The organism is Janthinobacterium sp. GW460-12-1-14-LB5 (assembly GCF_059423585.1).
The window spans coordinates 1-23216 of sequence record NZ_JBWKYD010000021.1; the positions used below are offsets into that span (position 1 = coordinate 1).

The 23216-nt window shown below is 63.1% G+C and carries 18 protein-coding genes, 1 pseudogene and 1 riboswitch; of the genes and pseudogenes, 12 read left to right on the forward strand and 7 right to left on the reverse strand.

Translation table 11 applies throughout. The features are described 5' to 3' along the window. The coding region (locus tag AC07X6_RS20780; RefSeq protein WP_494792211.1) for a hypothetical protein at positions 1–766 on the forward strand (766 nt) is incomplete at its 5' end. Between the two features lie 358 nt (positions 767–1124). On the opposite strand, the gene AC07X6_RS20785 is transcribed toward AC07X6_RS20780, so the two are convergent. Continuing rightward, a complete protein-coding gene (locus tag AC07X6_RS20785) occupies positions 1125–3551 on the reverse strand; it encodes a DNA internalization-related competence protein ComEC/Rec2 (RefSeq protein ID WP_494792212.1) in 2427 nt (808 codons plus the stop codon). A gap of 213 nt (positions 3552–3764) precedes the next feature. Here AC07X6_RS20785 and AC07X6_RS20790 point away from each other — a divergent pair, with 213 nt between their 5' ends. Together AC07X6_RS20790 and AC07X6_RS20795 are read left to right on the forward strand one after the other, a co-directional pair. Next, the gene (locus AC07X6_RS20790; protein WP_494792213.1) at positions 3765–4526 is read left to right on the forward strand and encodes a hypothetical protein; all 762 of its coding nucleotides are present in this window, start codon (positions 3765–3767) and stop codon (positions 4524–4526) included. Between the two features lie 147 nt (positions 4527–4673). Further along, on the forward strand, positions 4674–6659 hold the full coding sequence (locus AC07X6_RS20795; protein ID WP_494792214.1) for a helicase-related protein: 1986 nt from the start codon (positions 4674–4676) through the stop codon (positions 6657–6659). 3 nt (positions 6660–6662) lie between these two features. Here the strand turns inward: AC07X6_RS20795 and AC07X6_RS20800 are convergent, their stop codons facing one another. After that, the gene (locus tag AC07X6_RS20800; protein WP_230539523.1) at positions 6663–7136 is read right to left on the reverse strand and encodes a T6SS effector amidase Tae4 family protein; all 474 of its coding nucleotides are present in this window, start codon (positions 7134–7136) and stop codon (positions 6663–6665) included. 230 nt (positions 7137–7366) lie between these two features. On the opposite strand from AC07X6_RS20800, the gene AC07X6_RS20805 reads away from it, so the two are divergent. Further along, complete coding sequence (locus tag AC07X6_RS20805; RefSeq protein ID WP_494792215.1) at positions 7367–8233, forward strand: hypothetical protein; 867 nt, start codon at positions 7367–7369, stop codon at positions 8231–8233. Between the two features lie 44 nt (positions 8234–8277). Here the strand turns inward: AC07X6_RS20805 and AC07X6_RS20810 are convergent, their stop codons facing one another. The 5 genes from AC07X6_RS20810 to AC07X6_RS20830 form a co-directional block, all read right to left on the reverse strand. Continuing rightward, positions 8278–9516 (reverse strand): PQQ-dependent sugar dehydrogenase, encoded by a 1239-nt coding sequence (locus tag AC07X6_RS20810; protein ID WP_494792216.1) that lies wholly within the window; start codon positions 9514–9516, stop codon positions 8278–8280. Positions 9517–9520: 4 nt separating this feature from the next. Continuing rightward, positions 9521–10318, reverse strand: coding sequence for a TatD family hydrolase (locus AC07X6_RS20815; RefSeq protein ID WP_494792217.1), 798 nt, complete (start codon positions 10316–10318; stop codon positions 9521–9523). A 9-nt stretch (positions 10319–10327) separates the two neighbouring features. After that, positions 10328–11053, reverse strand: coding sequence for a lipoprotein-releasing ABC transporter ATP-binding protein LolD (lolD, locus tag AC07X6_RS20820; RefSeq protein ID WP_070310878.1), 726 nt, complete (start codon positions 11051–11053; stop codon positions 10328–10330). Between the two features lie 16 nt (positions 11054–11069). Beyond that, on the reverse strand, positions 11070–12329 hold the full coding sequence (locus tag AC07X6_RS20825; protein WP_494792218.1) for a lipoprotein-releasing ABC transporter permease subunit: 1260 nt from the start codon (positions 12327–12329) through the stop codon (positions 11070–11072). A gap of 117 nt (positions 12330–12446) precedes the next feature. After that, entirely contained in the window at positions 12447–13724 is a 1278-nt protein-coding gene (locus tag AC07X6_RS20830; protein WP_494792219.1) for a lipoprotein-releasing ABC transporter permease subunit, read from the reverse strand. Positions 13725–14084: 360 nt separating this feature from the next. On the opposite strand from AC07X6_RS20830, the gene AC07X6_RS20835 reads away from it, so the two are divergent. The 8 genes and pseudogenes from AC07X6_RS20835 (at position 14085) to fos (ending at position 22787) form a co-directional block, all read left to right on the forward strand. After that, positions 14085–14630 carry a fimbrial protein gene (locus AC07X6_RS20835; protein ID WP_494792220.1) on the forward strand — a complete coding sequence of 182 codons (546 nt, stop codon included), beginning with the start codon at positions 14085–14087 and terminating at the stop codon, positions 14628–14630. Positions 14631–14837: 207 nt separating this feature from the next. Further along, entirely contained in the window at positions 14838–15521 is a 684-nt protein-coding gene (locus tag AC07X6_RS20840) for a fimbria/pilus periplasmic chaperone (protein ID WP_494792221.1), read from the forward strand. Positions 15522–15695: 174 nt separating this feature from the next. Beyond that, positions 15696–15842, forward strand: a pseudogene (locus tag AC07X6_RS20845) (FimD/PapC N-terminal domain-containing protein); the annotation flags it as partial. Then, the gene (locus tag AC07X6_RS20850) at positions 15829–18162 is read left to right on the forward strand and encodes a fimbria/pilus outer membrane usher protein (protein WP_494792222.1); all 2334 of its coding nucleotides are present in this window, start codon (positions 15829–15831) and stop codon (positions 18160–18162) included. The pseudogene AC07X6_RS20845 and the gene AC07X6_RS20850, both read left to right, overlap by 14 nt. Further along, entirely contained in the window at positions 18159–19253 is a 1095-nt protein-coding gene (locus AC07X6_RS20855; protein WP_494792223.1) for a fimbrial protein, read from the forward strand. Before AC07X6_RS20850 ends, AC07X6_RS20855 begins: the two co-directional genes overlap by 4 nt. Before the next feature lie 136 nt (positions 19254–19389). Beyond that, a complete protein-coding gene (locus AC07X6_RS20860; protein ID WP_494792224.1) occupies positions 19390–20442 on the forward strand; it encodes a hypothetical protein in 1053 nt (350 codons plus the stop codon). Then, positions 20439–22139: a single-stranded-DNA-specific exonuclease RecJ gene (gene recJ, locus AC07X6_RS20865; RefSeq protein ID WP_494792225.1), complete on the forward strand. Its 1701-nt coding sequence runs from the start codon at positions 20439–20441 to the stop codon at positions 22137–22139. The genes AC07X6_RS20860 and recJ overlap by 4 nt, the downstream gene beginning before the upstream one ends. A 234-nt stretch (positions 22140–22373) precedes the next feature. Continuing rightward, a complete protein-coding gene (fos, locus tag AC07X6_RS20870) occupies positions 22374–22787 on the forward strand; it encodes a fosfomycin resistance glutathione transferase (RefSeq protein WP_494792226.1) in 414 nt (137 codons plus the stop codon). A gap of 263 nt (positions 22788–23050) precedes the next feature. After that, positions 23051–23137, forward strand: a riboswitch (cyclic di-GMP riboswitch). Positions 23138–23216: the final 79 nt, after the last annotated feature.

Consider the following 23216-nt stretch of genomic DNA (forward strand, 5'->3'; position numbering starts at 1 on the left):
TAAATACCCCTTCAGGACAGATGGTTTATTTAATTTCGATCCAAAAAAACACATCATATCAGTCGATGACATGATTTCTATGGCACGAAACCTTTCAATAGAAGAACTTGAAAATCTTGTTAAAAAAACAGAGCAGTACATTAATACAGAAGGGAAAGTCAAGCAAACTCAATACGGGAAAATCTTCTTCATTTCTGCGACCTCGATCGCCGTACTATTTTATTTCGGAATGCAGTATAGAGATAATTTTATCTTGATTCCTGGAAGCAATCTAATTGAAAAAAAGATTAATCAGGCAAAAATTGAAGGTACAACCGCGACTACGGAAAGCGCTGATTTCGCAGTGGTGATTCCTTTTGCTCGCCCCAGCTTAACGAAGGAAGATGCACCGGACGGCTTCACTAACGTCATTGCACTTTCAAACTCATCGCCGTTAAAATCTAAAAATCAGGACCTTGTCTTTTCAGCAGGCAGATGCAGATTCATCGGAAGCATTACTTGGGAAGACAAAAATTCTCTCACGGCCTCGGCATCAATAACATCACTTAATTGTGTCTTGGACAACCGCGACACTTATGAACTTCAAAACAAATCTGGAATAGAGATTGGCTTTCTTGAACCAATCAATGCGCCTGCAACAAGACGTTTGCACTTGATCAAGGAGGATAATATCTTCACCTTACCAAAAGAGGAAAAATATTTACTTCGGCTAGCTCAACCTATTCAGGATCTTGAGTACAAAGGAAAATCTATTGTAGCGTGGTGAGTTTCATAAAATCCATCTCAAAATTATAGGCAATACATAGCTGTTGCTAAAAATGGCCGCCAAACAGTCCGCTGGGGGATATATGACGGTATTGGAGTCCTTGCCCTCTCACAACGCGAGGGCGTTGTCTTTAGCGACTGCAGCTACCTCAGTGTCGAACAAGAACCGATCATGATGCAATGCCGCCATCTGTCACCAGCATATCCCGATACTATGGCACGCTAGGGGCCGCAAACCCGTTAAGTCTATCGGTCGGCATGCTTACGGATTCTGCGCAAGCTATGATTTATTTCAAGCAATCATGAATCTTTCTCCAAGCCAATATCTATATACCAGACAAAGAAAGCCATATTGCTGTTCAGTGGCCGTAGTAATAACGAGCATGTTGGGTGCGATACCATGACACTTTAATATTCTCCCCAAACTCCAGCACCACCGCCCCCGTCACATCCGTGCGCAGCCGCGCAATGCCCATGTCGCCATAGCGCGCATACACTTGCGGCTTCGGATGTTTATAGCGGTTCCGGTGTCCGACCTGGAAAATTGCCAGGGCCGGATGGACGGCGTTCAGAAATGCCGGTGTCGACGAGGTGCCGCTGCCATGATGCGGCGCCAGCAGCACGTCGGCCGCCAGATCGCCTTCGGCCGAGCGCGCCAGCAATTGCGCCTCTTGCGCCGCCTCGATGTCGCCGGCCAGCATAATTGCATGCTTGCCGGCCGTGATTTTCACGGTGCAGCTGCGGGCGTTCGGTTTCAGGGAAATGTCCGTGTGGCTGGCGGGCAAGGGATGCAGCATGGCGAAGCGCACGCCTTCCCAGCTCCAGCTTTGACCGGTCACGCAATGCAGATACGGACGCCGGGCTTGGCGCCGGGCTTCGACGGCCGGGTGGCCATCGAACAGGGACGAAGCCAGCCAGCCCACGTCTATATTTTCCAGCAGAGAGATAGCACCGCCCGCGTGATCGAGGTCGCTGTGCGAGATGATCACGCCGTCGAGCTTGCTGATGCCCCGTGCGCGCAGATACGGCACGATGACACGGCTGGCGCCGTCGGAATCGAGACTGTAGGCGGGGCCCGTGTCGTACAGCAGTCGGTGATCGTGGGTTTCCACCAGTACGGCCATGCCTTGTCCCACATCAAAGGCCGTGATCCACATCTGGCCCGGCGACGGGCTCGATGGCAAGGCCGTCAGCAGCGGCAGCCAGCCCAGCATGCCGGCCCAGCGCTGCGGCCATCCCCGTGGCGCCAGCAGCCAGGCCGTGCCGAACAATGCCCAGCAAAAACTCCACCATGGCGGTGCCGGTGCGGTCCAGACGGCAAAGCGGCGCGCACCGAGCCACTCCAGCACCTGCGCCAGCATCTGCACGATGGCGTGCGCCAGCAACAAGAGCCCATCGGACAAAGGCGCCGGCAGCAGGCTGCCCGCCAGGGACAAGGGCGTGACGACCAGGCTGATGACGGGTATGGCCAGCGCATTGGCCACGGGGCTGACCAGCGAGACTTGTGAAAACAGCAGCATCGTCAACGGCACCAGCCCCACCGTCACCACGTATTGCGTATGCGCGCCGAGCGCCACGGCCGCGCGCAGGCGCCGCCAGCGGCCGGCGTTCTCCGGCAAGCGTGCCGTGGTGCGGCCCGCCGTCGCGTATAGCATGGTGGCGACGGCGCCGAACGACAGCCAGAAACCGGGCCACAGCACGGCCCACGGGTCGAGCAGCACGACCACGCCCAGCGCCAGGCACAGGATATGGACGATGCTGGTGATGCGCCCCAGCCACAAGGCCAGCGCCACCACCAGCAACATATACAAGGTGCGCTGCGCGGGCACGCCGAAGCCGGCCAGCAGCACGTACACAAATGCCGCCAGCGCACCGGCCAGCGCCGCCACCTTTTGCGCCGGCAACAGCAAGGGCAGTTGCCGGTCGGTAAAGAATGAGCGCCGCCACAGCGCGCCTGCGCCCAAGGCGAACAAGCCCGCGATCATGGTAATGTGCAAGCCCGAAATCGAAATCAAGTGGCTTACACCCGTGCGGTTGAACACTTGCCAGTCCGACTGCGGGATGGCGCGCTGATCGCCCACCACCAGCGCCACGATCACGCCCGCATACTGTTTATCTTCCAGGCTGCGCACTATGCGCGCACGCAATGCCGCGCGGCTCGCTTCCACCACATTGCCGAAAGCGGGCACGAAGGCGGCCACGCGCACGTTCGGCGTATCGGCGCGCGGCTGCGGCCGCACATAGCCTGTGGCGCGTACGCCCTGCTCCAGCAGCCATGCCTCGTAATCGAAACCCATGGGATTCGCGTTGCCGTGCGGACGCTGCAGCCGCACCGTCAGCCGCCAGCGCTCGCCCGGCTGCACGTCGCCCACCTCGTTCGTCACTTCATCGCGAAAACCCGCGTACCAGGACAGCGCGATCAAAGGCGGCACCTTCGCGCCAACTGCCTTCTCCACGGCAAAATTGAAGCGCACGCCCTGCTCGAAGCGGTACGGCAGGCTGGCCACCGTGCCCGTGACGATGATGTCCTGTCCTTCGTCAGCCAGCGCCAGTTGCGGCGCCATGGCGGCCTGGGCCAGCCAGGCGGCCCAAAAGTAGCCCAAGGCGGCGCCGTAGCACAAGCCATGGATGGCACCCGGGCGCCACTGCCATTGGCACATCAACAAGGCATACCCGGAGGCGACAACCATCAAGCCCAACAGTACCCAGCCGGCAACGGCCGGCAATTCTGCCTGCATCTGCAGCAGAGCCGCACCGCATGCAAAACCAAGGATGCCCATGCGCATGATACGGCCTTGCGTTCAAATGCCGACACGAAGAAATAGGTGCTGCCTGGGGAAGAATAGACTGTGCGGCCAAGGCCTGGCACTTCATCAGCTCTTGGTTGAGATGCGTCAATATCAAGCGACTTACTCTGGCGAAGAGCCGTAATTTTCTTGCATACAAGAAGCTTCCGCGTACGATGATCAAAAGCCCCCTCACTACTTGCAAGGAAAATCATGTACGAAAGCCACTATACGCATCACTTTTTCCGTCTGTGGGGCGCGCGGGAAGGCGCGGAGGGTCTCGCTCCAGACACTGTATTGCTGGGCAATAGCCAAAATGACTTCGATGCCAAGTTTGGCGATCTCGCGGGACAAGTCGGACTTCGCTACTTCCTGGTGGAATTCAAGACCGACCGCGCCGGCATCGCCCAGGAAGTCGGCATCACGGGCAAGCCTCACCGTCACGCGCTGTACCAGCATTTGCGCAATGACAGCAACTGTGAACTGTTGGCCAGCGTAGGCCATTTTGCGGGCTATCCGGAAAACGGTCTCCTGGTATTTGAACCTTACGGCCACGCTGTTGCTCAACGCCAACCACGCAAGGACATCGTGGACGGCATCATGCTCAACGACAAACCTTGGCATGCGCTCGATTACGCACGCAAGCCTCTCGCCTTCGATGCCTTTTACACCTTGCTCAATAATATCGATGGAAGCTTGACCACGGCGCCGTCTGGTTTTTTCAGCAATGGCATTGGCCTACCCTTGAAAAAATTCGAGGAATATATCGAATGCATGTACCAGCACCTGGAGCAGGTAGTGGACGACAAGGGCACCATGCTCCTGGGAATTACGCACCCCGGCACCGGCGTTTTCATTTACTTCAAAGAAACCGTACCACAGTTGATCACCAGGCTGCACTCGGCATTTAATGCGCTGCGAGCAACGATCCCGCCACGCCCAACGCCGCCTGCCAATCCAGCCGGCACCCCTTGATTTTCTAGCTTTTTCTTTCCCTATCATCCGTCATGTCCTCCTTTCGGCGCCACCGTGCAACGCCACGGCTGCGCCGCAAGGTGCTAGAGTCAGCGCAATTGCCACGCGGTATAATCGGCCTCGCTTACTTCAACACCCAGGCACGACATGACTTCCTCCGCACTTCCTCCCGATACCTCCACCGACCTTTCCGACAGCACTGAAGACAATAACGACGCCACCCTGGTCGCGGAACTGGGGGAACTGGCCGAGCATATCCGCCTGGTGAAAATGGAAGGCCGCGTCTTCGTGCGCTTTTCCGGCGTCGTCAAGGCCGGCCACCTGGTGGTGCCGTATGCACTCGTGCCGGCGCAGGGGGTGCTGGCGCGGCCGGCCAAGTGGCGCAAGATGGACCGCGAGACCAAACTGGCCCTGGTGCGCGAGCGGGCCAGTGCGGCCGTCTTCGAGGAACTGCGCCAGCATGTGGTCGATTTCGTCGCCGATATCGCGGGCCTGAGCGAGGACGTGGACACGGACCCGATGGTCTTCCTGCACACGCTGGCCGACATGCAGACGTCGGAGCCGGCCGGCATGGTGTTCGACCGCATCCGCCAGCGCTTCAATCACGCCATCGAGCGCCAGCAGGAGGAGCAGCACGCGGCGCGCACGCGCCAGAGCATCAACCTGGCCGAGTATCCGGCCTCGTTCGAGATGGCGCGCCGCCTGCCGCGCCGCTTCATCGCCCTGCTGGGCCCGACCAATTCCGGCAAGACGCACCGCGCCATGGAAGCACTGGTCAAGGCGAAAAGCGGCATCTACCTGGCGCCCTTGCGCCTGCTGGCACTGGAAAACTACGAACGCCTGCAGGACGCCGCGCCGCATGGCAAACCGCTGGCCGTGAGCCTGATCACGGGCGAGGAGCGCAGGGTCGTCGACGGCGCCACGCACGTGGCCAGCACGGTGGAAATGCTGGATACGAAAACCGTCGTCGAGGTGGCCGTCATCGATGAAATCCAGATGCTGGCCGACCCGGACCGGGGCGCCGCGTGGACGGCGGCCGTCTGCGGCGCGCCCGCCCACACCGTCTACCTGGTGGGGGCGCCGGAAGCGCGGCGCGCCATCGAAGCGCTGGCCGAGCGCCTGGACTGCCCGCTGGAAGTACATGTATTGAAACGCATGGCGCCCCTGTCGATGGAGCCGACGGCCGTGCGCAAGGTGCGCAACCTGCGCCGCGGCGACGCCGTCATCGCCTTTTCGCGCCGCGAAGTGCTGATGTGGCGCGACATGATCACGGAGACGGGGCTGTCCGTGGCCACCGTCTACGGCAACCTGTCGCCCGAGGTGCGGCGCGCGCAGGCGCAGCGCTTCCGCGACGGCACGGCCGATATCGTCGTCGGCACGGATGCGCTGGCGATGGGCCTGAACATGCCGATCGCGCGCATCGTCATGACCACCTGCGTCAAATACAATGGCCGCGAAGAGGAAGAGATTTCGGCCGCGCTGGCGCGCCAGATCGCCGGGCGCGCGGGCCGCTACGGCGTGCATGAAGAGGGCCTGGTGGCCGGCTACGACAACGATACGCATGAAGTGATGCGCGCGCTGCTGAAGGAAAAACTGCACCCGCTGAACACCAGCGGCTTCGCCGTGGCGCCCTCGCTGGAACACCTGCACCGGATTTCGTCCGTGACGGGCGAGCTGTCGCTGTCTAAACTGCTGCGCCGCTTCATCCACAATATCGACGTGCCGGACGGCTTTTTCTTCCCGCGCATCACGGAAGACCAGAAGGAGCGCGCCGTCTGGCTCGACACCCTGCCCCTTTCCGTGGCCGACAAATTTACTTTGTCGCTGGTGCCGATCTCCAGCAAGGTGCCGTCCTTGCAGACGGCGTGGGAGCACTGGGCGAAGAATCTGTCGCAGGGAAAAACGAGCACCTTGCGCCAGCACGCGTACGGCGGCGGCACGCAGAACCTGCAGCAGGTGGAAGACACCTGCCGCTACTATTCCGCGTACGCCTGGCTCAGCTACCGCCTGCCCGAATTCTTCCCCGATATCGCGGTCGCGCAAAACCTGTCGCGCGATGCGTCCGAACGGGTCGACTCCATCCTGCGCGCGCACAACGCGGCCTCGCGCGGGCGGTCGAAGAAATTCAAATAAGCGTCAGCTGACTGGCCAGAACCAGACCTCGCCGCAATCCCAGTAGCATTCGGTGCCGCACACCTTCACGCCGATGGACGGCAGCAGGATGTCGATATGCCCGCCCGCGCCGCCCAGGTAACCGGGAATGCGGAAGAAGGCGACAACGCCCTGGCGCTGGCCGATGCCGGCGTTGGCCGCGTCGCGAGCGAATTTTTCGGGCGCGCCGAACAGCGCGGGGCTGGCCAGCATGTGCGCCAGCCTGGCCTGTCCCGGTTCGATCAGCGCGCCCTTGAACGGCCCCCTGCGAATCGCCATGCGGCCTTTCAGCTGTATGCCCGCCTTGATCAGGGCCAGGCTGACGCGGATGGCGCAGGTGTTGGCAAAGCTGTCCTTGCCGATCAAATCGTCCCAGCCGATTTCACCGAACAGCGCCGCCTGGTCGACGGCGGCCACGCTCGAATAATTCTCGCGCAGCGTGATGAATGCAGGTTTCACGTCAGCCTCCCGTCGCCCCTGCACGGCAGGGAACATCAGGCCGATTGTACGAGGATGCGGCAGCCCCGCACTGAGCAAGGTCAAGCATTGGCTTGAGGAAAGCCAGCTACCCGCTAATGATGGGGACAGTTTGGAGACGGGCGACTTCCGGCCCTTGGCGTTGCACCACATCAATGCAAGGCGGCCGCCAGCGGCCTGGGTGACGACAATGACTGAGCTGGAACAAACATGTGCCAGCCGCGCTCTACCACCGCCACCAGATACGACCTATTCTGATCTCATTCCCTATGCGGGATACCTCGCCACCGGCGTTGCGTCTCCTGAACGCACCAGACAGCGCCGCATTTAAATCTTATACCGGGTTGACGACAATGTGCATTGAGGAGATCAAGAATTTTTCCACTATCGCCGCAGCGGTAATTGTACTGATTGGCAATCTGATACTTTTTGTGCTGGTTTTCAAAAAAGAAAGGCTATTTGAAACCGAGCGGCAAAAATTTTCATTAGTACTAACGAATGTTGAACAGCAGCACGCCAAGAAACTTCAGGATGAGCGACATGATTTTGAAAGGAAACAGCAGGAACTTGTCGAGGAGCAGAATAGACTGAACTATCAATACTCTCAGAAGCTGCAACGACAACGGGCCGAACTGGATGCCTGGAGAACTGGCTATGAAGTCGAAACAAAAATAAGGAATGACGCCCTGCGCAACCTCAGAACGGCCGTTATCACGCTGTTTGACGGCTTCCAGAACATGCTTCAGCTCGCAATGCGGGTGGATGACCAGGAAATTCTCGGGGTGCTTGCCAAGTGTGTTAAAGCGCTATCCGACCTCGATCACGCTATCGATGCGGCAAAGAGTATTGTGCGCAATGATATTGAAGCCGAGAAACTCCACCGATTACACATCATTAAGCGATTTTTCCTAAGAGTGATTCTGGACTTAACAAGAAGAAAAACAGAACGGATATCGCAAGCGCCGGCACTTCGGAAAATGGAGATCCGCCTGAAAAAACGTAAAGAAGTCACCATGCACTATCTTCAATCGGTCATGGAAGAGCGGCCCAGGGCACCCGACATTGGTGCCTCAGAATGACATGGTATTCCATGCATGAGAATGCCGAGCCGCACGCAGCCCCCTTACGGTTTGGCCGCCGCATAATGCAGCTTGAGCACCAGCCCGTTATGGTCATCGGCCATGTAGATATCGCCGTCCTGGCCCTGTTTCACGTCGACGGGCGCGCCCCTGCCCTGCTTGCCCTTGCGCTCCCAGTTGCCGATCAACTCGACGGACTTGCCCAGCGGCGCGCCGGCCTTGTCGGGCAGCAGCGCCACCAGGCGGTGGCCGTTGCTGCGGTAGCCGTGGTAGCCGATGATCAGGCTATTCTTGTACAGCGCCGGGAAGCGGCTGGCCGTATAAAAGGTCATGCCCAGCGGCGCGGCGTGGCCGGGCAGCAGACGCTCCGGCGCCGCATACTGGGCGTCGCAAGCCGTCTTCGGGTATTCGGGACTGGCCACATTGTCGTCGTAGCAGTATGGCCAGCCGTAGTGGCGGTCGGCCTTGATCAGGTTCAGCTCCTCATGCGGCAGGTTTTCGTCGCTTTTGAGTTGCGGCATGGCGGCCTGGATGGCGTCGCGCGCGTTTTCCGCCTGCCACAGTTCGCCCGTGGCCGGGTGGAAGGCCAGCGCCATCGAATTGCGCAAGCCGCGCGCGTGCGTGCGCCAGCTCGTCACCGTGCCGGCCGGCCAGGCCATCGTGTATTCGCGGATGGCGCCCAGCGCCTCAAGGCCTTCCGCCGAAGGACAGGCCTTGGCCGGATCGGGCGCCTTGCCATCGTTCTCGCAATGGTCGGTGCTCGAACCCACGTTCACGTACAGGTCGCCCTTGGGGCTGAAACGCATGTTCGTCAGCAGGTGCAAGCCCAGGCCCGGCAGGCGCGGCGTCTTTGCCGTGCCGCCGATGATGTCGGTGGTGGCGCGGGCGGGATCGCGCAGGTCGAAGCGGAAGATGCGCCCCACCTCGCCCACGTAGACCAGGCCGTCCGGCCCCTGCACGATGCCGTTCGGGCGATCGAGCTTGTCGAGCAGCAGCTTGCGCTCGTAGCCCGGCCCGGCCGCCTTGCGCTGCAACAGCCACAATTTGCCCTGCTTCGGCGTCCATCCCGCCATGTCCGTGACGAGGATGTCGCCGTTCGTCAGCGGCAGCACGCCGCGGGGGAATTTCAGGCCGTCGGCCAGCACGGCCACGCAAAAACCGGCCGGCGTGGTCACGTCGAGGCGCGGCATGCCGTCGCACTGGGCATTGACGGCCGCCAGGGCGGGCGCCAACGCGCTGGAAAGGCAGGCTGCCAGGGCGCCCGCGAGCATTTTCTTGTTCATGGTCTCATTCCATCAAGGGTAATCGGGACAGCACGGCGCGCGCGTTGGCGCTGGTCGCAGCCGCCACTTGCGCAATATCAAGGCCGCGCAATGCGGCCAGCACGGCGCCGATACGGGGCAATTCTTCGGGACTGTTGCGGCCCGGGTGGATCCAGGCGGGGGAAATGTCGGGCGCGTCCGTCTCCAGCACGATGGCGTCCAGGGGCAATTCCGTGGCCATGCGGCGTATCTGCAAGGCCCGCGTAAAGGTCATGGCGCCGCCGAAACCGAGCTTGAAACCGAGGGCTATATAGCCCTGCGCCTGCTGGAAGCTGCCGTTGAACGCATGCGCGATGCCGCCATTCGGGCGGATCTGGCGCGCGTGCTTGAGGACGATGTCCTGCGAGCGGCGCACGTGGGCCAGCACGGGCAAGTCGAAGTCGCGGGCGATCTTCAGCTGCTCGCGCAGGAAATGCTCCTGCTTGATGCGCATGGCCGGTTCGCACAGCATCGGAATGAAGAAATCGAGGCCGATCTCGCCGATGGCGACAAAGCGCGCGTCGTTCATGGCCAGCGCCACGGCTTCACGCAGGGCGATCAAGTCGTCTTCCGTGGCGTGCGGCACGTAGATCGGGTGGATACCGAGCGCATAGCAGGCATTGGGCGCCGTTGCCGCCAGATCGCGCACGATGCTGAAATTGGCCCGCTCGACGGCAGGAACGACGATCATCGCCACGCCCTGCGCGGCCGCGCGCGCCGCCACCTGCGGCGATTCGCTGCCGAATTCGTGCGCGTCGAGGTGGCAGTGCGTGTCGATCCACATGGCGGCTCCTTAGTACTGGTACGGCTGCAGCCCTTCGTCCGTCAGGCGCAGCACGCGGTCGCAGCGCCTGGCCAGTTCGATATCGTGCGTGACGATGACGAAGGCCGTGCCCAGGGTGCGCGACAGTTCCAGCATCAGGTCGAAGATCTGTTCGGCCGTGGCGTGATCGAGGTTGCCCGTCGGCTCATCGGCCAGCACGCAGGCCGGCTGCGTGACGAGGGCGCGGGCCAGGGCCACGCGCTGGCGCTCGCCGCCCGACAACTCGCCCGGCGTGTGCGTGACGCGCTTGGCCAGGTTCACGCGCGTGAGAATCTGCTGCGCCAGCTCGGTGGCCGGGGCGCGCTTCATGCGCCGTATCATCAGCGGCATGGCGACGTTGTCGAGCGCGGAAAACTCGGGCAGCAGGTGGTGAAACTGGTAAACGAAGCCCAGCGAGGCGTTGCGCAAGTCGCCGCGCGCCTTTTCGCTGAGGGTGGCGAAATCCTTGCCCAGCAGGGTCACCTTGCCGCTGGTGGGCGTATCGAGGCCGCCCAGCAGGTGCAGCAGGGTCGACTTGCCCGAGCCGGAGGCGCCGACGATGGCGACGCGCTCGCCGCGGTGGACGTCGATGTCGATGCCGGCCAGCACCTGCACCTTGTAGCTGCCCTGCGTAAAAGTCTTGCCCAGGCCGCGGCAGCTAAGGACGGCAGAATCGGCGGTGGCGCCGTTGGAGGCAGGTTTGTTCAGATCGGTCATGGTCGTAGTCAGTGGTTTATTCATAGCGCAGGGCTTCCGCAGGTTTGACGCGGGCGGCCCACCAGCTTGGGTACAGGGTCGCCAAAAAGGCGAGAATCACGGCCAGCACGCCGATCTTGGTGACGTCGGGCCAGCGCAGGTCGGACGGCACGGTGCTGATGAAATAGATGTCCTTGGAGAGGAACTGCACGCCCAGCAAATGCTCGATGAAGGGCACGATGACGTCGATGTTCATGGCCACCAGCACGCCGCCGCCCACGCCCAGGATCGTGCCCAGGATGCCCACCAGCGCGCCCTGGATCATGAAGATCTTCATGATGGAGCGGGGCGAGGCGCCCAGCGTGCGCAAAATCGCGATATCGGCCTGCTTGTCCGTCACCGTCATCACCAGGGTCGAGACGAGGTTGAAGGCCGCCACGGCGATGATCAGGGTCAGGATGATGAACATCATGCGCTTTTCCGTCTGCACGGCGGCGAACCAGTTGGCGTTCAGCTTGGACCAGTCGCGCAGCCACAGGTCGCCCGGCATGGATTTCTTCAATTCGGCGGCCACTTGCGGCGCCTGGTTCATGTCGGCCAGGCGCAGACGCAGGCCGGACGGGCCGTCGAGGCGCAGCAAACGCTGGCCGTCTTCGATATTGATGAAGGCCAGGCCGGCGTCGAATTCATTGTGGCCCGCCTGGAAGATGCCGCTGACGGTGAAGCTGCGCATGCGCGGCAGCACGCCGGCCGGCGTGACCTGGCCCTGCGCCAGCATCAAGGTCACTTTTTCGCCGAGGTTGACGCGCAAGGCGCGCGCCAGCTCGATGCCCAGCACGATATTGAAGGTGCCCGGCTGCAGGGCCTTGAAGCTGCCCATGCGCGTCTGGCCGGCCACGTCCGAGACGTTCGGCTCTTCCTCGGGCAGCACGCCGCGCACGATGGCGGGACGCAGCGCATCGTCGCGCAGCAGCATGCCTTGCGTTTCCACAAACGGCGCCGCGCCCTTCACGGCGGGATTCTTGAAGGCTTGCGCCGCCTCGGCGCGCCAGTCGGGCATGCTGCCGCTGTTGTCGAACACTTCCACGTGGGCCAGCACGGACAGCATGCGGTCCGTCACTTCCTTCTGGAAGCCGTTCATCACGGACAGCACGACGATCAGCGCCGCCACGCCCAGGCCGATGCCGGCCATGGAAATGAGCGAGATGAAGGAGATAAAACTGTTGCGGCCACTGCGCTTGCCGGCCCGCGTGTAGCGCAGGCCAACCAGCCATTCGAAGGGAAGATTTTTTAACATGCTTGTGAGGTGATTGATTCTTGTATAAGCGACATGCCACCGTACTGACCCAACAGCGAAGTGCCGGGGTCGGACCCTGAGGGTCCGACCCCAGGTTCTGCCTTGGGGCTGATTTTCTTATTCATAGCGCAGCGCCTCGGCCGGCTTGACTCTGGCGGCGCGCCAGCTCGGGTAGATCGTCGCCACCAGCGCCAGGCCAAAGGCGATCAGGCCGATCTGCGCCACGTCCAGCCAGTGCACGTCGGACGGCACGGCGCTGATCTGGTAGATTTCCTTGGAAATGAAGTGCAGGCCGAAGATGCCTTCGATGAAGGGCACGATGACGCCCACGTTCAGCGCCAGCACGACGCCACCGATGACGCCCAGGGCACTCCCCAGCAAGCCCACCAGCGCGCCCTGGATCATGAAAATCTTCATGATGGAGAACGGCGAGGCGCCCAGCGTGCGCAAAATGGCGATGTCGGCCTGCTTGTCGGTGACCGACATGACCAGGGTCGAGACCAGGTTGAACGCGGCCACGGCGATGATCATGCTGAGGATGATGAACATCATGTTCTTCTGGCTTTGCACCAGCGCATACCAGCTGGCGCTGGCGCGCGACCAGTCGCGCATCCACAGCTGGCCCGGCATCGAGGCCTTGAGTTCGCGCGCCACCTGGGGCGCCTGGTTCATGTCGTGCAGGCGCAGGCGCAGGCCGGACGGGCCGTCGAGCTGCAGCAGCTGCTGCGCATCAGCCATATTGACGAAGGCCAGGCTGCCATCGAGTTCATTATGACCTGCCTCAAAGATGCCAGCCACCTTGAGCGCGCGCATGCGCGGCATGACGATGCCGTTGGCCGGGTCGCCGGCCCTTGGCTCGCGCTCCAGCATCAGGGTCACGTTCTGCCCCACCTGCACGCCCAGCGCCTTGGCCAGGTCGATGCCCAGCACGATGTTGTACGAACCGGGCGTGAGATCCTTGAAACTGCCCTGCTTCATCTGGGCGGCCACGCTGGAAACGGTGGCTTCCTGCTGCGGCAGCACGCCGCGCACGATGGACGGGCGCATGGTTTCGTCATTGAGCAGCATGCCCTGGGTTTCCACGAACGGCGACACGGCTTTCACTTGCGGGTTGGCGTAGGCGGCGCGCTCCTGCGCCTGCCAGTTGGGCATGGAGCCGCTCGTGTCGAACACCTCGACGTGGGCCAGCACCGACATCAGCCGGTCGGTGACTTCCTTCTGGAAGCCGTTCATGACGGAGAGGACGACGATCAGGGCGGCCACGCCCAGGCCGATGCCGGCCACGGAAATGAGGGAGATGAAGGAAATGAAGCTGTTGCGGCCACTGCGTTTCCCGGCGCGCGTGTAGCGCACGCCGACCTGCCACTCGAAAGGAAATTGTTTGATGATGCTCATGCGCTCCCGCGACAACGATGATATGCGAGCGCGCAGTGTGCCACACAATGGGCATTTTATGCATGAACTCTGCGTGAAACAGGGCACCCCGCGCTATTTCCGGCCCCGCGCCGGCCCGAAAACCGGCAACAACTGCCGCGCCAGCGCATGTTGACGCCGCCCGGGCCGGACGGCGCCATCAGCCGACGCGCCGCAACAACAACTTCAACTAGTTACATGCGCAACAAAAAGTACGTCCATATACTTGTTTATCGACGGCGCCGGTTTCATGGGCAGCTCATCCGCGTTTGCCTTGCCTGGAACTGCGCCCGCCATGCCAACGCCTTTCACTACAACACGACACTACTCGATAGGATATCTATGACATTCGCGCGCTCAGGCGTCCTGGCGGCGCTCATCGCGGCCGCCTCCGCCATGCCGGCCCTTGCACACGCTGCCGACGGCACCATCACCTTCACGGGCCAGGTCACGGCCCAGACCTGCACCATCAACGGCGGCGCCGGCAAGGACTTCACCGTCGCACTGCCCCCGGTCTCGGCCTCCTCACTCTCGATTGACGGCGCGACGGCGGGCCGCACGCCGTTCCAGATCGTGCTGACGGCCTGCACGTCGGCCACGGGCAATGTGTCAGCCTATTTCGAAGCAGGCACGACCATCGATACGGCGACGGGCCGGCTGAAAAATGCGGCGGGTACGGCGACCAAGGTGCAAATCGGCCTGCTCAACTCCGACGCCACCACCGCGATCGTGCTGGGCGCGGCACAGGCGGCGCAGAACTCGCAGAGCATGGTGATCGCCAGCAACACGGCCACCCTCAATTACTTCGCCCAGTACGTGGCGAGCGGCGGCGCGGCCGGTGTCGGCACGGTCAGTACCTCCGTCATGTACACGATGTCCTACCAGTAACTACCAGTAACCATCAGGAATTGACGCGGTGTCAAGCGGTGCCCCGAAAATGCGCCGGTTGGCGAAGAGACAGAACGAAATACGAATGCAATATGTAATTAAAATTACAAGATACGCGATGGCAAAATGACAGTGCGCAACAAATTATCCAGAACGATTGCGGTTTTCGCCTTGTCATGCATGATGGCGGGCGCGCATGCGTCTGTCGTGATCGGCGCGACGCGCGTGATCTATCGCGCCAGCGACCGCGAAGTCACCATCAAGCTGGCCAATGAAGGCAATGCGCCGGGACTGGTGCAGGCGTGGCTCGATACGGGCAATCCGAACGCCCTGCCGGACGAGTCGAAAGTGCCGTTCACCTTGCTGCCGCCGCTGTTCCGCCTCGATCCGAAGAAAGGCCAAAGCCTGCGCCTGATCTACACGCAGGAACCGTTGCCGCAAGACAAGGAATCCTTGTTCTGGCTCAATGTGCTCGAAGTGCCGCCGCGCGCCGGCGCCGCCGCCAACGGGGACAGTCCGAATTTCCTGCAACTGGCGTTCCGCACGCGCATCAAGCTGTTCTTCCGTCCCACGGGACTGCCGGGCAAGGCGGACGATGCCGCCGCCCTCGTGCGCTGGCGCTTCAAGCGCCTGGAGAATGGCCGCTACGTGCTGGAGGGCAATAATCCCACGCCGTACCACGTGACGTTCAGCAAGCTCACCGCTGCCGACGGCCTGGCGAGCTGGAGCAACGACACCGGCGCCATGCTGGCCCCCGGCACCAGCGCGGACTTCGACCTCGGCAACGCCGCGCCGCGCGCCGCCGTGCCCACGCAGGTCGACTACACTTATATCAACGATTATGGCGCCGGCGTGAGCGGCAAGGCCCTGCGCAAGGGCACGACCGAGTAAGCCATGCGTACCCGGGAACAGTCTGCGCCCCCGCGTGCCGGAACGCGGCTTGCGCTCAGGCGCGGCCACGCCGTGCTGCTGGGCGCGCTCGCCGCATGGGGCGCCCCGCCCGCCTGCGCCGCGCCGCCCGCGGTGGCCGATGTTGCCGAAGTGCAATTCAACAGCGATTTCCTGATGAAGCCGCAGGGCCAGAGCGTCGACGTGGCGCGTTTCGCGCGCGGCAATCCGGTGCCGCCCGGCGCCTACACGGTCGACCTGTACGTCAACGGCCGTTGGGTGGGCCACGATGCGCTGCGTTTCGTCACGCATGCGGGCGCCGCCAGCGCCACGCCGTGCCTGGACAGGACCGCGACCGCGCGCCTGGGTCTCGACCTGGAGAAGCTGTCCGCCCCGGCGCGCGCCGCACTGGCGGCCCCCCCGGGCGGACTCTTGCGCGAATCTAGCCGACCTGGTCGACGGCGCGACGCAAGCGTTCGACCTGTCCGAGCTGCGGCTCGACCTGGGCATTCCGCAAGCCTCGCTGCTGCGCCAGCCGCAAGGCTACGTGAGCCAGGAATTCTGGGACGAAGGCGTCGCGTCGGCCACGCTCGGCTACAGCCTGAATACCTTTCACGTGGCCGGCGCCGGCGCGGCGGGCACGCAGACCTACCTGGGCCTGAACGGCGGCGTCAATCTCGGCAGCTGGCACCTGCGGCAAAATACCGCGCTGACGTGGCAGACGGGCGGGCAGCGCAGCCGTCAGAACATCGCCACCTACCTGCAGCACGAGCTGCCCGCCCTGCGCAGCCAGCTGACGCTCGGCGATGCCTTCACCGACGGCGCCGTGTTCGACAGCATCGGCATACGCGGCGTGGCCCTCGCCAGCGACGACCGCATGCTGCCAGGCTCGCTGCGCGGCTATGCGCCGCTGATACGCGGCGTGGCCTTGAGCAATGCCCGCGTCAGCGTGACGCAGAACGGCAACAAGCTGTACGAGGCCACCGTGGCGCCAGGCCCCTTTGAAATCAACGACTTGTACGCCACCGGCTACGGCGGCGACCTGCTCGTCACGGTAACGGAAGCCGACGGCAGCGTGCACGGTTTTCCCGTGCCGTACGCGTCGGTGGCGCAATTGTTGCGCCCAGGAACCACGCGCTTCCACGTCGCCGCCGGCCAGTTGCGCGACGCGCAGTCGAACGGACGCCCCCATCTGCTGCAGGGCACGGTGCAGCACGGCTTCAGCAATTTTCTCACCGCGTATGCGGGCATGATCGTTGCCGATGGCTACCTGGCCGGCTTGCTGGGCACGGCGTTCAACACGCCCGCAGGCGCCGTCGCCGTCGACGTGACGGGCGCACGCGCGCGGATTCGCGGCCTGGACGGCACCACGGGCCAGAGCGTGCGGCTCGGCTACAGCAAACTGCTGCCCGCCACCGGGACCAACTTTGCGCTGGCCGCCTACCGCTACTCGTCGAGCGGCTTCTGGGCCTTGCGCGACGCCATGCTGGCGCGCAGCGAAGCGGCCGCGGGACGCGACCCGGGTGCCGTCGGCCGCCGGCGCAACCAGCTGCAACTGACCATGAACCAGAGCCTGGCGGACGGCTGGGGCAATGCCTATGTGCTGGCGTCGACGCAGGATTACTGGAACCGGGGCGGCGCCACCGTGCAGTTCCAGCTGGGCTACAACAATACGCGGCGCGCGCTCGGCACCAGCCTCAGCTACAACGTGTCGCTGTCGCGCCAGCGCAACGGCCTGACGGGACAAATGCAGAGCCAGGCCTTCGCCAGCGTGTCGCTGCCGCTCGGCACGGACGAGCACGCGCCGGCCTTGTCGACGTTTCTCATGCACAACAATACAAACGGCTCGTCCGCGCAGGCGATGCTGAACGGCTCGGCCGGCGCGGATAACGCCTACACGTACGGCGTCATGGCGAATCGGGCGCCGGGTTCCAGCACGGTTGGCGCGAACGGCCAGTATCGCAGCCCGTACGCGACCTTCTCCGCCAGCGCCAGCGGCGGCGCGGCGTATTCGCAGCTGTCGGCGGGGGTGACGGGCGCCATCGTCGCGCACCCGGGCGGCGTGACCCTGGCCAACAACCTGGGCGACACGATAGCCGTAGTCGAGGCGAAAGGCGCGACTGGCGCCCGCGTCAGCAATGCGGCCGGCGTGCGCATCGACGGCTTCGGCTATGCGGTGATTCCATACTTGTCGCCGTACAGCCTGAACACGGTCGACATCGATCCGAACGGAATGCCTCTCGACGTCGAATTCAAGTCCACCAGCCAGCAGGTGGCGCCGCGCGCGAATGCGGTGGTGATGCTGCGCTTCGACACGCTGACGGGCCGGGCGGCGGTGATCGCGGCCCGCTTGCCGGACGGCGCGGCGCTGCCCTTCGGCGCGGCGGTGTATGACGCGCAGGGGCAAGGCGTGGGCGCGATCGGCCAGAACAGCCGCATCTTCGTGCGCGGTGTGGCCGACGAGGGCATGCTCACGGCGAAATGGGGCGACGCCGCCGACGAGCAATGCGCGTTCGCGTATCGCCTGCCGCCCAAGGGCGAAGACAGGGGCGCGTATGCGCATATCGACGCCGTGTGCCGTGCGAAGGGCGTCATGGCAAGCCAGGCAATGGCGCGGCGGTCCAACGGAGGAACAATACAATGAACAGCCTGCTTTCATGCTACTTTAGCAAGAAATTGTCCGGTGTGCCGCTCGTGTGGGCCGCCAGCTGTGCCGGCCTGATCTTGAGCGCGCCGGCGCAGGCGAAGAATTGCACGATCACCCCCGCTGCCACGACGATCACCTTCGGCACGGTGACGGTGCCGCGCAATGCGCCGGTGGGCACGCAGATCGGTGCGACGCAAACTTCGTCGGGAACGTGGACGTGCCCGGCGAATCCTTCTACAAACCCCGACCTCCCCAACATACACGGCTACAACGTGGGCATTACCCCGTCGCGGGCCGCCATCAGCTTGCCCGCCACGTGGGTATGGGATACCGGCATCGCGGGGATCGGCATCGAAGTGATGGACACGACCTACCTTGGTCCCGACAACTATAACGGCCTTATCTCCAGGCTGGGCTACACGGGCGGAATTAACTATTATGTGCCCTTCGTCGAGCCCGCCCTGACGTATACCAGCACCTTGGCGAGCGGCTCCTTCGGGTTCAGGTATCGGCTGGTCACCACCGCCGCGCCGGTGACCGTGGGCGGCCCGATTCCCACGATTGAGCTGGCTTCCCTGGGCAGCAACGACCGCACCGGCGGTGGTTCGACGACCATGACGACCGACGTCAAGATTTATCTGGGCAGCACGACGATCATCGCGAATGGCGCCACGTGCACGCTGAGCGCGCCAGCGAGCGTGGTCTTGCCGGCCGTCAAGGCAAGCGCATTGAACCCGGCCGGCACGGCGGCGGGCGACACCGCCTTCAGCATCGATCTCTCGTCCTGCCCGGCCGGCGTGAACGTCTACATCACCTTGACGGACATGAATGGTGCCGACACCACCACCAGCAACCTGAACCTCACGGCCGATTCCAGCGCGCAAGGCGTGAAGCTGCGCGTGTCGAACAGCGGCGGCCCCGTGAAATATGGACCGGCCTTGCCGGACGCGGGCAATACGAACCAGTGGCTGGTCGGCGCGTCGGCCAGCACCATGGCCATCGCGTTGAAAGTGCAATACATCTCGACGGGGCCGGTGACGGCCGGCACGGTAAAGGGGCAAATGCAGTTCACGATGAGCTATCAGTGAGCCATCTGACCACAGCTGCGCGCGGATCGTTTTATTGCATTAAGAGAAAGTCTGACGCGCCGGCAAACGATGCCGCCCGCGGCAAAAAAACCATGCGCCCTTCTCGCGCGGCGCCACAATCGCCTACAATCTCGGGATGAATCAACTTACCCTCGTCCTGCCCTTCGCCTTGCCCAATGCCGAACTGGCTGCCGACCTGCTCAAGGTCTTGCAGGCGCCCGCGCTGGCGGCCCTGCTGTCGCGCACGTCCACTTGCCATTTAGAAACTTTTGACAACGCCAGCCGCCTGCTGCCGCACGAAGCGTGGCTGGCGCACGCCTTGACCCTGTCGCCCGCGCCCAACGGCGAAGCGGCGCACGCGGCCTTTGCGGCCCAGGCCATGCGCGGCTACGGCCTCGTGCCGGAACCGGGCGGGCGCTATTTCCTGCTGCATCCGGCCCACCTGGCCATTGCCCGCAGCCATATCAGCCTCGATGAGTTGCGCCAGCTCAAGCTGGGCGAAGCGGAAAGCCGCGCCCTGTTCGACATCGCGGCCCCGTATTTCGACGAAATCGGCCAGCCGCTGGCATATGGCGACGCGGGCACCTGGTTCATGCGCGCCGATGGCTGGTCCGACTTGCAGTGCGCCACGCCGGATGCCGCCACCACGCAAGACCTGTCCGTGTGGATGCCGGAAGGCGAGCACGCGCGCGCCGCGCGCCGTTTGCAAAATGAAGTGCAGATGCTGTGGCATGAACATCCGGTCAATGCGGCGCGCGAGGAACGGGGCTTGAAAGCCGTCAATGCGTTCTGGATCTGGGGCGCCAGCGTCGCCACGGCGCAAGCTCCCCGCTGCGCCGCCAGCCTGCATACCCGGGACGCGCCGGGCTGGCTGGCCGCGCTGGCGGAACCGGCGCAGCGCGATGCCAGTCTAAACAGTGTGCTGGCAAGCCAGCGGGACGCCATCGTCGTGCCGGGCGGCCTGATCGAAGCGGCGCAGGCCCAGGAATGGGGCATGTGGCTGCAGCAATTGCAAGCGCTGGAAGCGGACTGGTTCGCCCCCCTGCTGGCGGCCCTCAAAGATGGCCGCCTGGGACAGCTGCGCCTGGTGCTGAGCCACCGCGACGCCTGGCTCGACGTCACCACCAGCAAGCATGCGCAGCGCAAATTCTGGCGCGCGATGACCCTGAACAAGTTGAAAGCATCATGACCCGTACCCGCATCGCCACCCGTCCCTGCCCTTACCGCGAATCCGAATTGCTGCGCCAGGGCGGCATCCATCCCGTGCTGGCCCGGCTGTACGCGTCACGCGGCCTGTCCGATGCGAAAGAACTGTCGAGCGAACTGGCGGCCCTGATGCCGCCGTCCGGCTTGCTGCACATCGGCGCGGCCGGCGTCTTCCTGGCCGACGCAATTGCCGCCAAGAAACGCATGGTCATCGTGGCCGACTACGATTGCGACGGCGCCACCGCCTGCGCCGTGGCCATCCGCGGCTTGCGCGCCATGGGCGCCGACGTCGATTTCATCGTGCCCAACCGTTTCGAGTACGGCTACGGCCTGACGCCGGAAATCGTCGAGCTCACTGCCCGCGAAAAGTCGCCCGACATCATCATCACCGTCGACAACGGCATCGCCAGCATCGACGGCGTGGCCGAGGCGAACCGGCGCGGCATTCAAGTCGTCGTCACCGACCACCATTTGCCGGCCGACACCCTGCCCGACGCGGCCGTCATCGTCAACCCGAACCAGCCCGCCTGCGGCTTCCCCAGCAAGCACCTGGCGGGCGTGGGCGTCGTGTTCTACGTGCTGCTGGCCCTGCGGGCCGAGCTGCGCCGCCGCGGCATCTTCGATGCGCAAACGCAACCCAAGCTCGACAACCTGCTCGACCTGGTGGCGCTGGGCACGGTGGCCGACGTGGTGCGCCTCGATACCAACAACCGCATCCTCGTCGCGCAAGGCCTCAAGCGCATGCGCAAGGGCAATATGCACGCGGGCGTGGCCGCCCTGTTCCGCGTGGCGGGCCGCGAAGCGCGCAGCGCCACGCCGTTCGACCTGGGCTTTGCCCTGGGACCGCGCCTGAATGCGGCCGGCCGCCTGCAGGACATGTCGCTGGGCATCGAATGCCTGGTCACGGACGACGAGGGCCGCGCCTGGGCGCTGGCCCAGCAATTGAACGACATCAACCTGAAGCGGCGCGAAATCGAGGCGGAAATGCAGGATACGGCCCTGCTGCACCTCGACGATTTCGAACCGGCCAACAGCAGCACCATCAGCGTGTTTGACGAATCCTGGCACCAGGGCGTGATCGGCATCGTCGCTTCGCGCCTGAAAGAAAAATTCTACCGCCCGACGATTACCTTCGCACCGGGCGCCGATGGCTGGATCAAGGGTTCCGGACGCTCGATTCCCGGTTTTCACTTGCGCGACGCGCTCGACCTCGTGTCGAAACGGGCGCCGAGCCTGATCGACAAGTTCGGCGGCCACGCCATGGCGGCGGGCCTGACCATCCGCGCCGACGCCTTCGAGGCGTTTTCGCAAGCGTTCGAAGCCGTGGGCCAGGCCTGGCTCAGCCAGCAACAGCTGGAACGTGTGGTGGAAACGGACGGCCCGCTGGAGGACGCCTACTACACGACGGCCTTCATCGAGCTGATGGATGGCCAGGTGTGGGGCCAGGGCTTCGCCCCGCCCGTCTTCTGCGACGAATTCCGCGTCGTCAGCCAGCGCATCTTAAAAGAACGCCATTTGAAACTGTTGCTGGAAAAGAACGGCGTGCGCTTCGATGCCATCTGGTTCGGGCATACGGACGCCCTGGGCGAACGGACAAGGGTCGCCTTCCGGCTCGATGCGAATGAATACAATGGCACGACCAAGGTGCAGCTCATGGTGGAGCACGCCGAGCCTGCGTAGTGACACCTGACAGTACCTACTGCGCGTTGGTATAGGCCGCCTGCGATGCTCACCGTACTAGAAGTACGGTTGCGCTTCTCGACCGCCTCTCCCTTCCGCTCGCTACGGTTCTGTCAGGCGTTGCGAATTTTGTGGTCTTATTGCTATGTCTCATGTTTACGTGAAACAATGTCGCACCAAACCACAGCGACGGCAGGAACAGCGATTCACACCACCTGAAAGTTATCCAGCACCATGTTGACCGGCCTGAACCACCTCACCCTGTCCGTGCGCGACGTGGCGCGCAGCGTCGCCTTTTACCGCGACCTGCTGGGCCTGCGCCTGCATGCGCGCTGGGACCGGGGCGCCTACCTGTCGGCCGGGGATTTGTGGCTGTGCCTGTCGCTGGATGGACAGGACACAGCTGCGCTGGCCAGCCCCGCCTATACGCACTATGCGTTTTCCATTTCGCAGGACGATTTTCCCGCCTTTGCCGCCCGCCTGCGCACGGCTGGCGTGGCGGAATGGCAGCAAAACAGCAGCGCCGGCGATTCCCTGTATTTCCTCGACCCGGACGGCCACCAGCTGGAAGCCCATGCGGGCAGCCTGGCGCAGCGGCTGGCGGCGTGCCGCGCAGCGCCGTATCAGGGCATGACGTTCGAAGATTGACGTAAAATCGGTATATTTGACAAATTCGTTAAAATATCAGGCGACACAAGCACCGTTACCGTGAAAAAACACTGTCACCCATCGATAAGCCTCTGATAACCTTGCTTTTAAGTCTTAATAAAGCTGACAAGATTCCACCTGACAATAGGCAAATTCGCCACATTTTATTGCAAAAATAAAAATATTGATTGAAAATAGTTAACACTTATTTGTCGTATTCGCTAGAATCGATAACGCATCAGCTAATCCTGAAGATGCATGATCAGTTCTGAGGGCAAACCCGTCGAAAGGCGGGGACGCAAAGCCACCGGCCTACCGCGCGCAAGCGCCACGGCAGCGGGGCTGCCAATGCCCAGGACCGGGACCGCCAGAGCGCGGCGCCAGGCCTGGATGCATTGTCGAGATGTGGCCCTCGCCCAACTCGGAGAG

Bases quoted from the DNA above. Each gene is read 5' to 3' on its own strand.
- AC07X6_RS20815 (WP_494792217.1), bottom strand. From the start codon at position 10,318: ATGTGGATCGACACGCACTGCCACCTCGACGCGCACGAATTCGGCAGC.
- AC07X6_RS20810 (WP_494792216.1), bottom strand. From the start codon at position 9,516: ATGAACAAGAAAATGCTCGCGGGCGCCCTGGCAGCCTGCCTTTCCAGC.
- lolD (WP_070310878.1), bottom strand. From the start codon at position 11,053: ATGACCGATCTGAACAAACCTGCCTCCAACGGCGCCACCGCCGATTCT.
- AC07X6_RS20830 (WP_494792219.1), bottom strand. From the start codon at position 13,724: ATGAGCATCATCAAACAATTTCCTTTCGAGTGGCAGGTCGGCGTGCGC.
- AC07X6_RS20795 (WP_494792214.1), top strand. From the start codon at position 4,674: ATGACTTCCTCCGCACTTCCTCCCGATACCTCCACCGACCTTTCCGAC.
- fos (WP_494792226.1), top strand. From the start codon at position 22,374: ATGTTGACCGGCCTGAACCACCTCACCCTGTCCGTGCGCGACGTGGCG.
- AC07X6_RS20790 (WP_494792213.1), top strand. From the start codon at position 3,765: ATGTACGAAAGCCACTATACGCATCACTTTTTCCGTCTGTGGGGCGCG.
- recJ (WP_494792225.1), top strand. From the start codon at position 20,439: ATGACCCGTACCCGCATCGCCACCCGTCCCTGCCCTTACCGCGAATCC.
- AC07X6_RS20785 (WP_494792212.1), bottom strand. From the start codon at position 3,551: ATGCGCATGGGCATCCTTGGTTTTGCATGCGGTGCGGCTCTGCTGCAG.
- AC07X6_RS20855 (WP_494792223.1), top strand. From the start codon at position 18,159: ATGAACAGCCTGCTTTCATGCTACTTTAGCAAGAAATTGTCCGGTGTG.
- AC07X6_RS20850 (WP_494792222.1), top strand. From the start codon at position 15,829: ATGCGGGCGCCGCCAGCGCCACGCCGTGCCTGGACAGGACCGCGACCG.
- AC07X6_RS20860 (WP_494792224.1), top strand. From the start codon at position 19,390: ATGAATCAACTTACCCTCGTCCTGCCCTTCGCCTTGCCCAATGCCGAA.
- AC07X6_RS20835 (WP_494792220.1), top strand. From the start codon at position 14,085: ATGACATTCGCGCGCTCAGGCGTCCTGGCGGCGCTCATCGCGGCCGCC.
- AC07X6_RS20825 (WP_494792218.1), bottom strand. From the start codon at position 12,329: ATGTTAAAAAATCTTCCCTTCGAATGGCTGGTTGGCCTGCGCTACACG.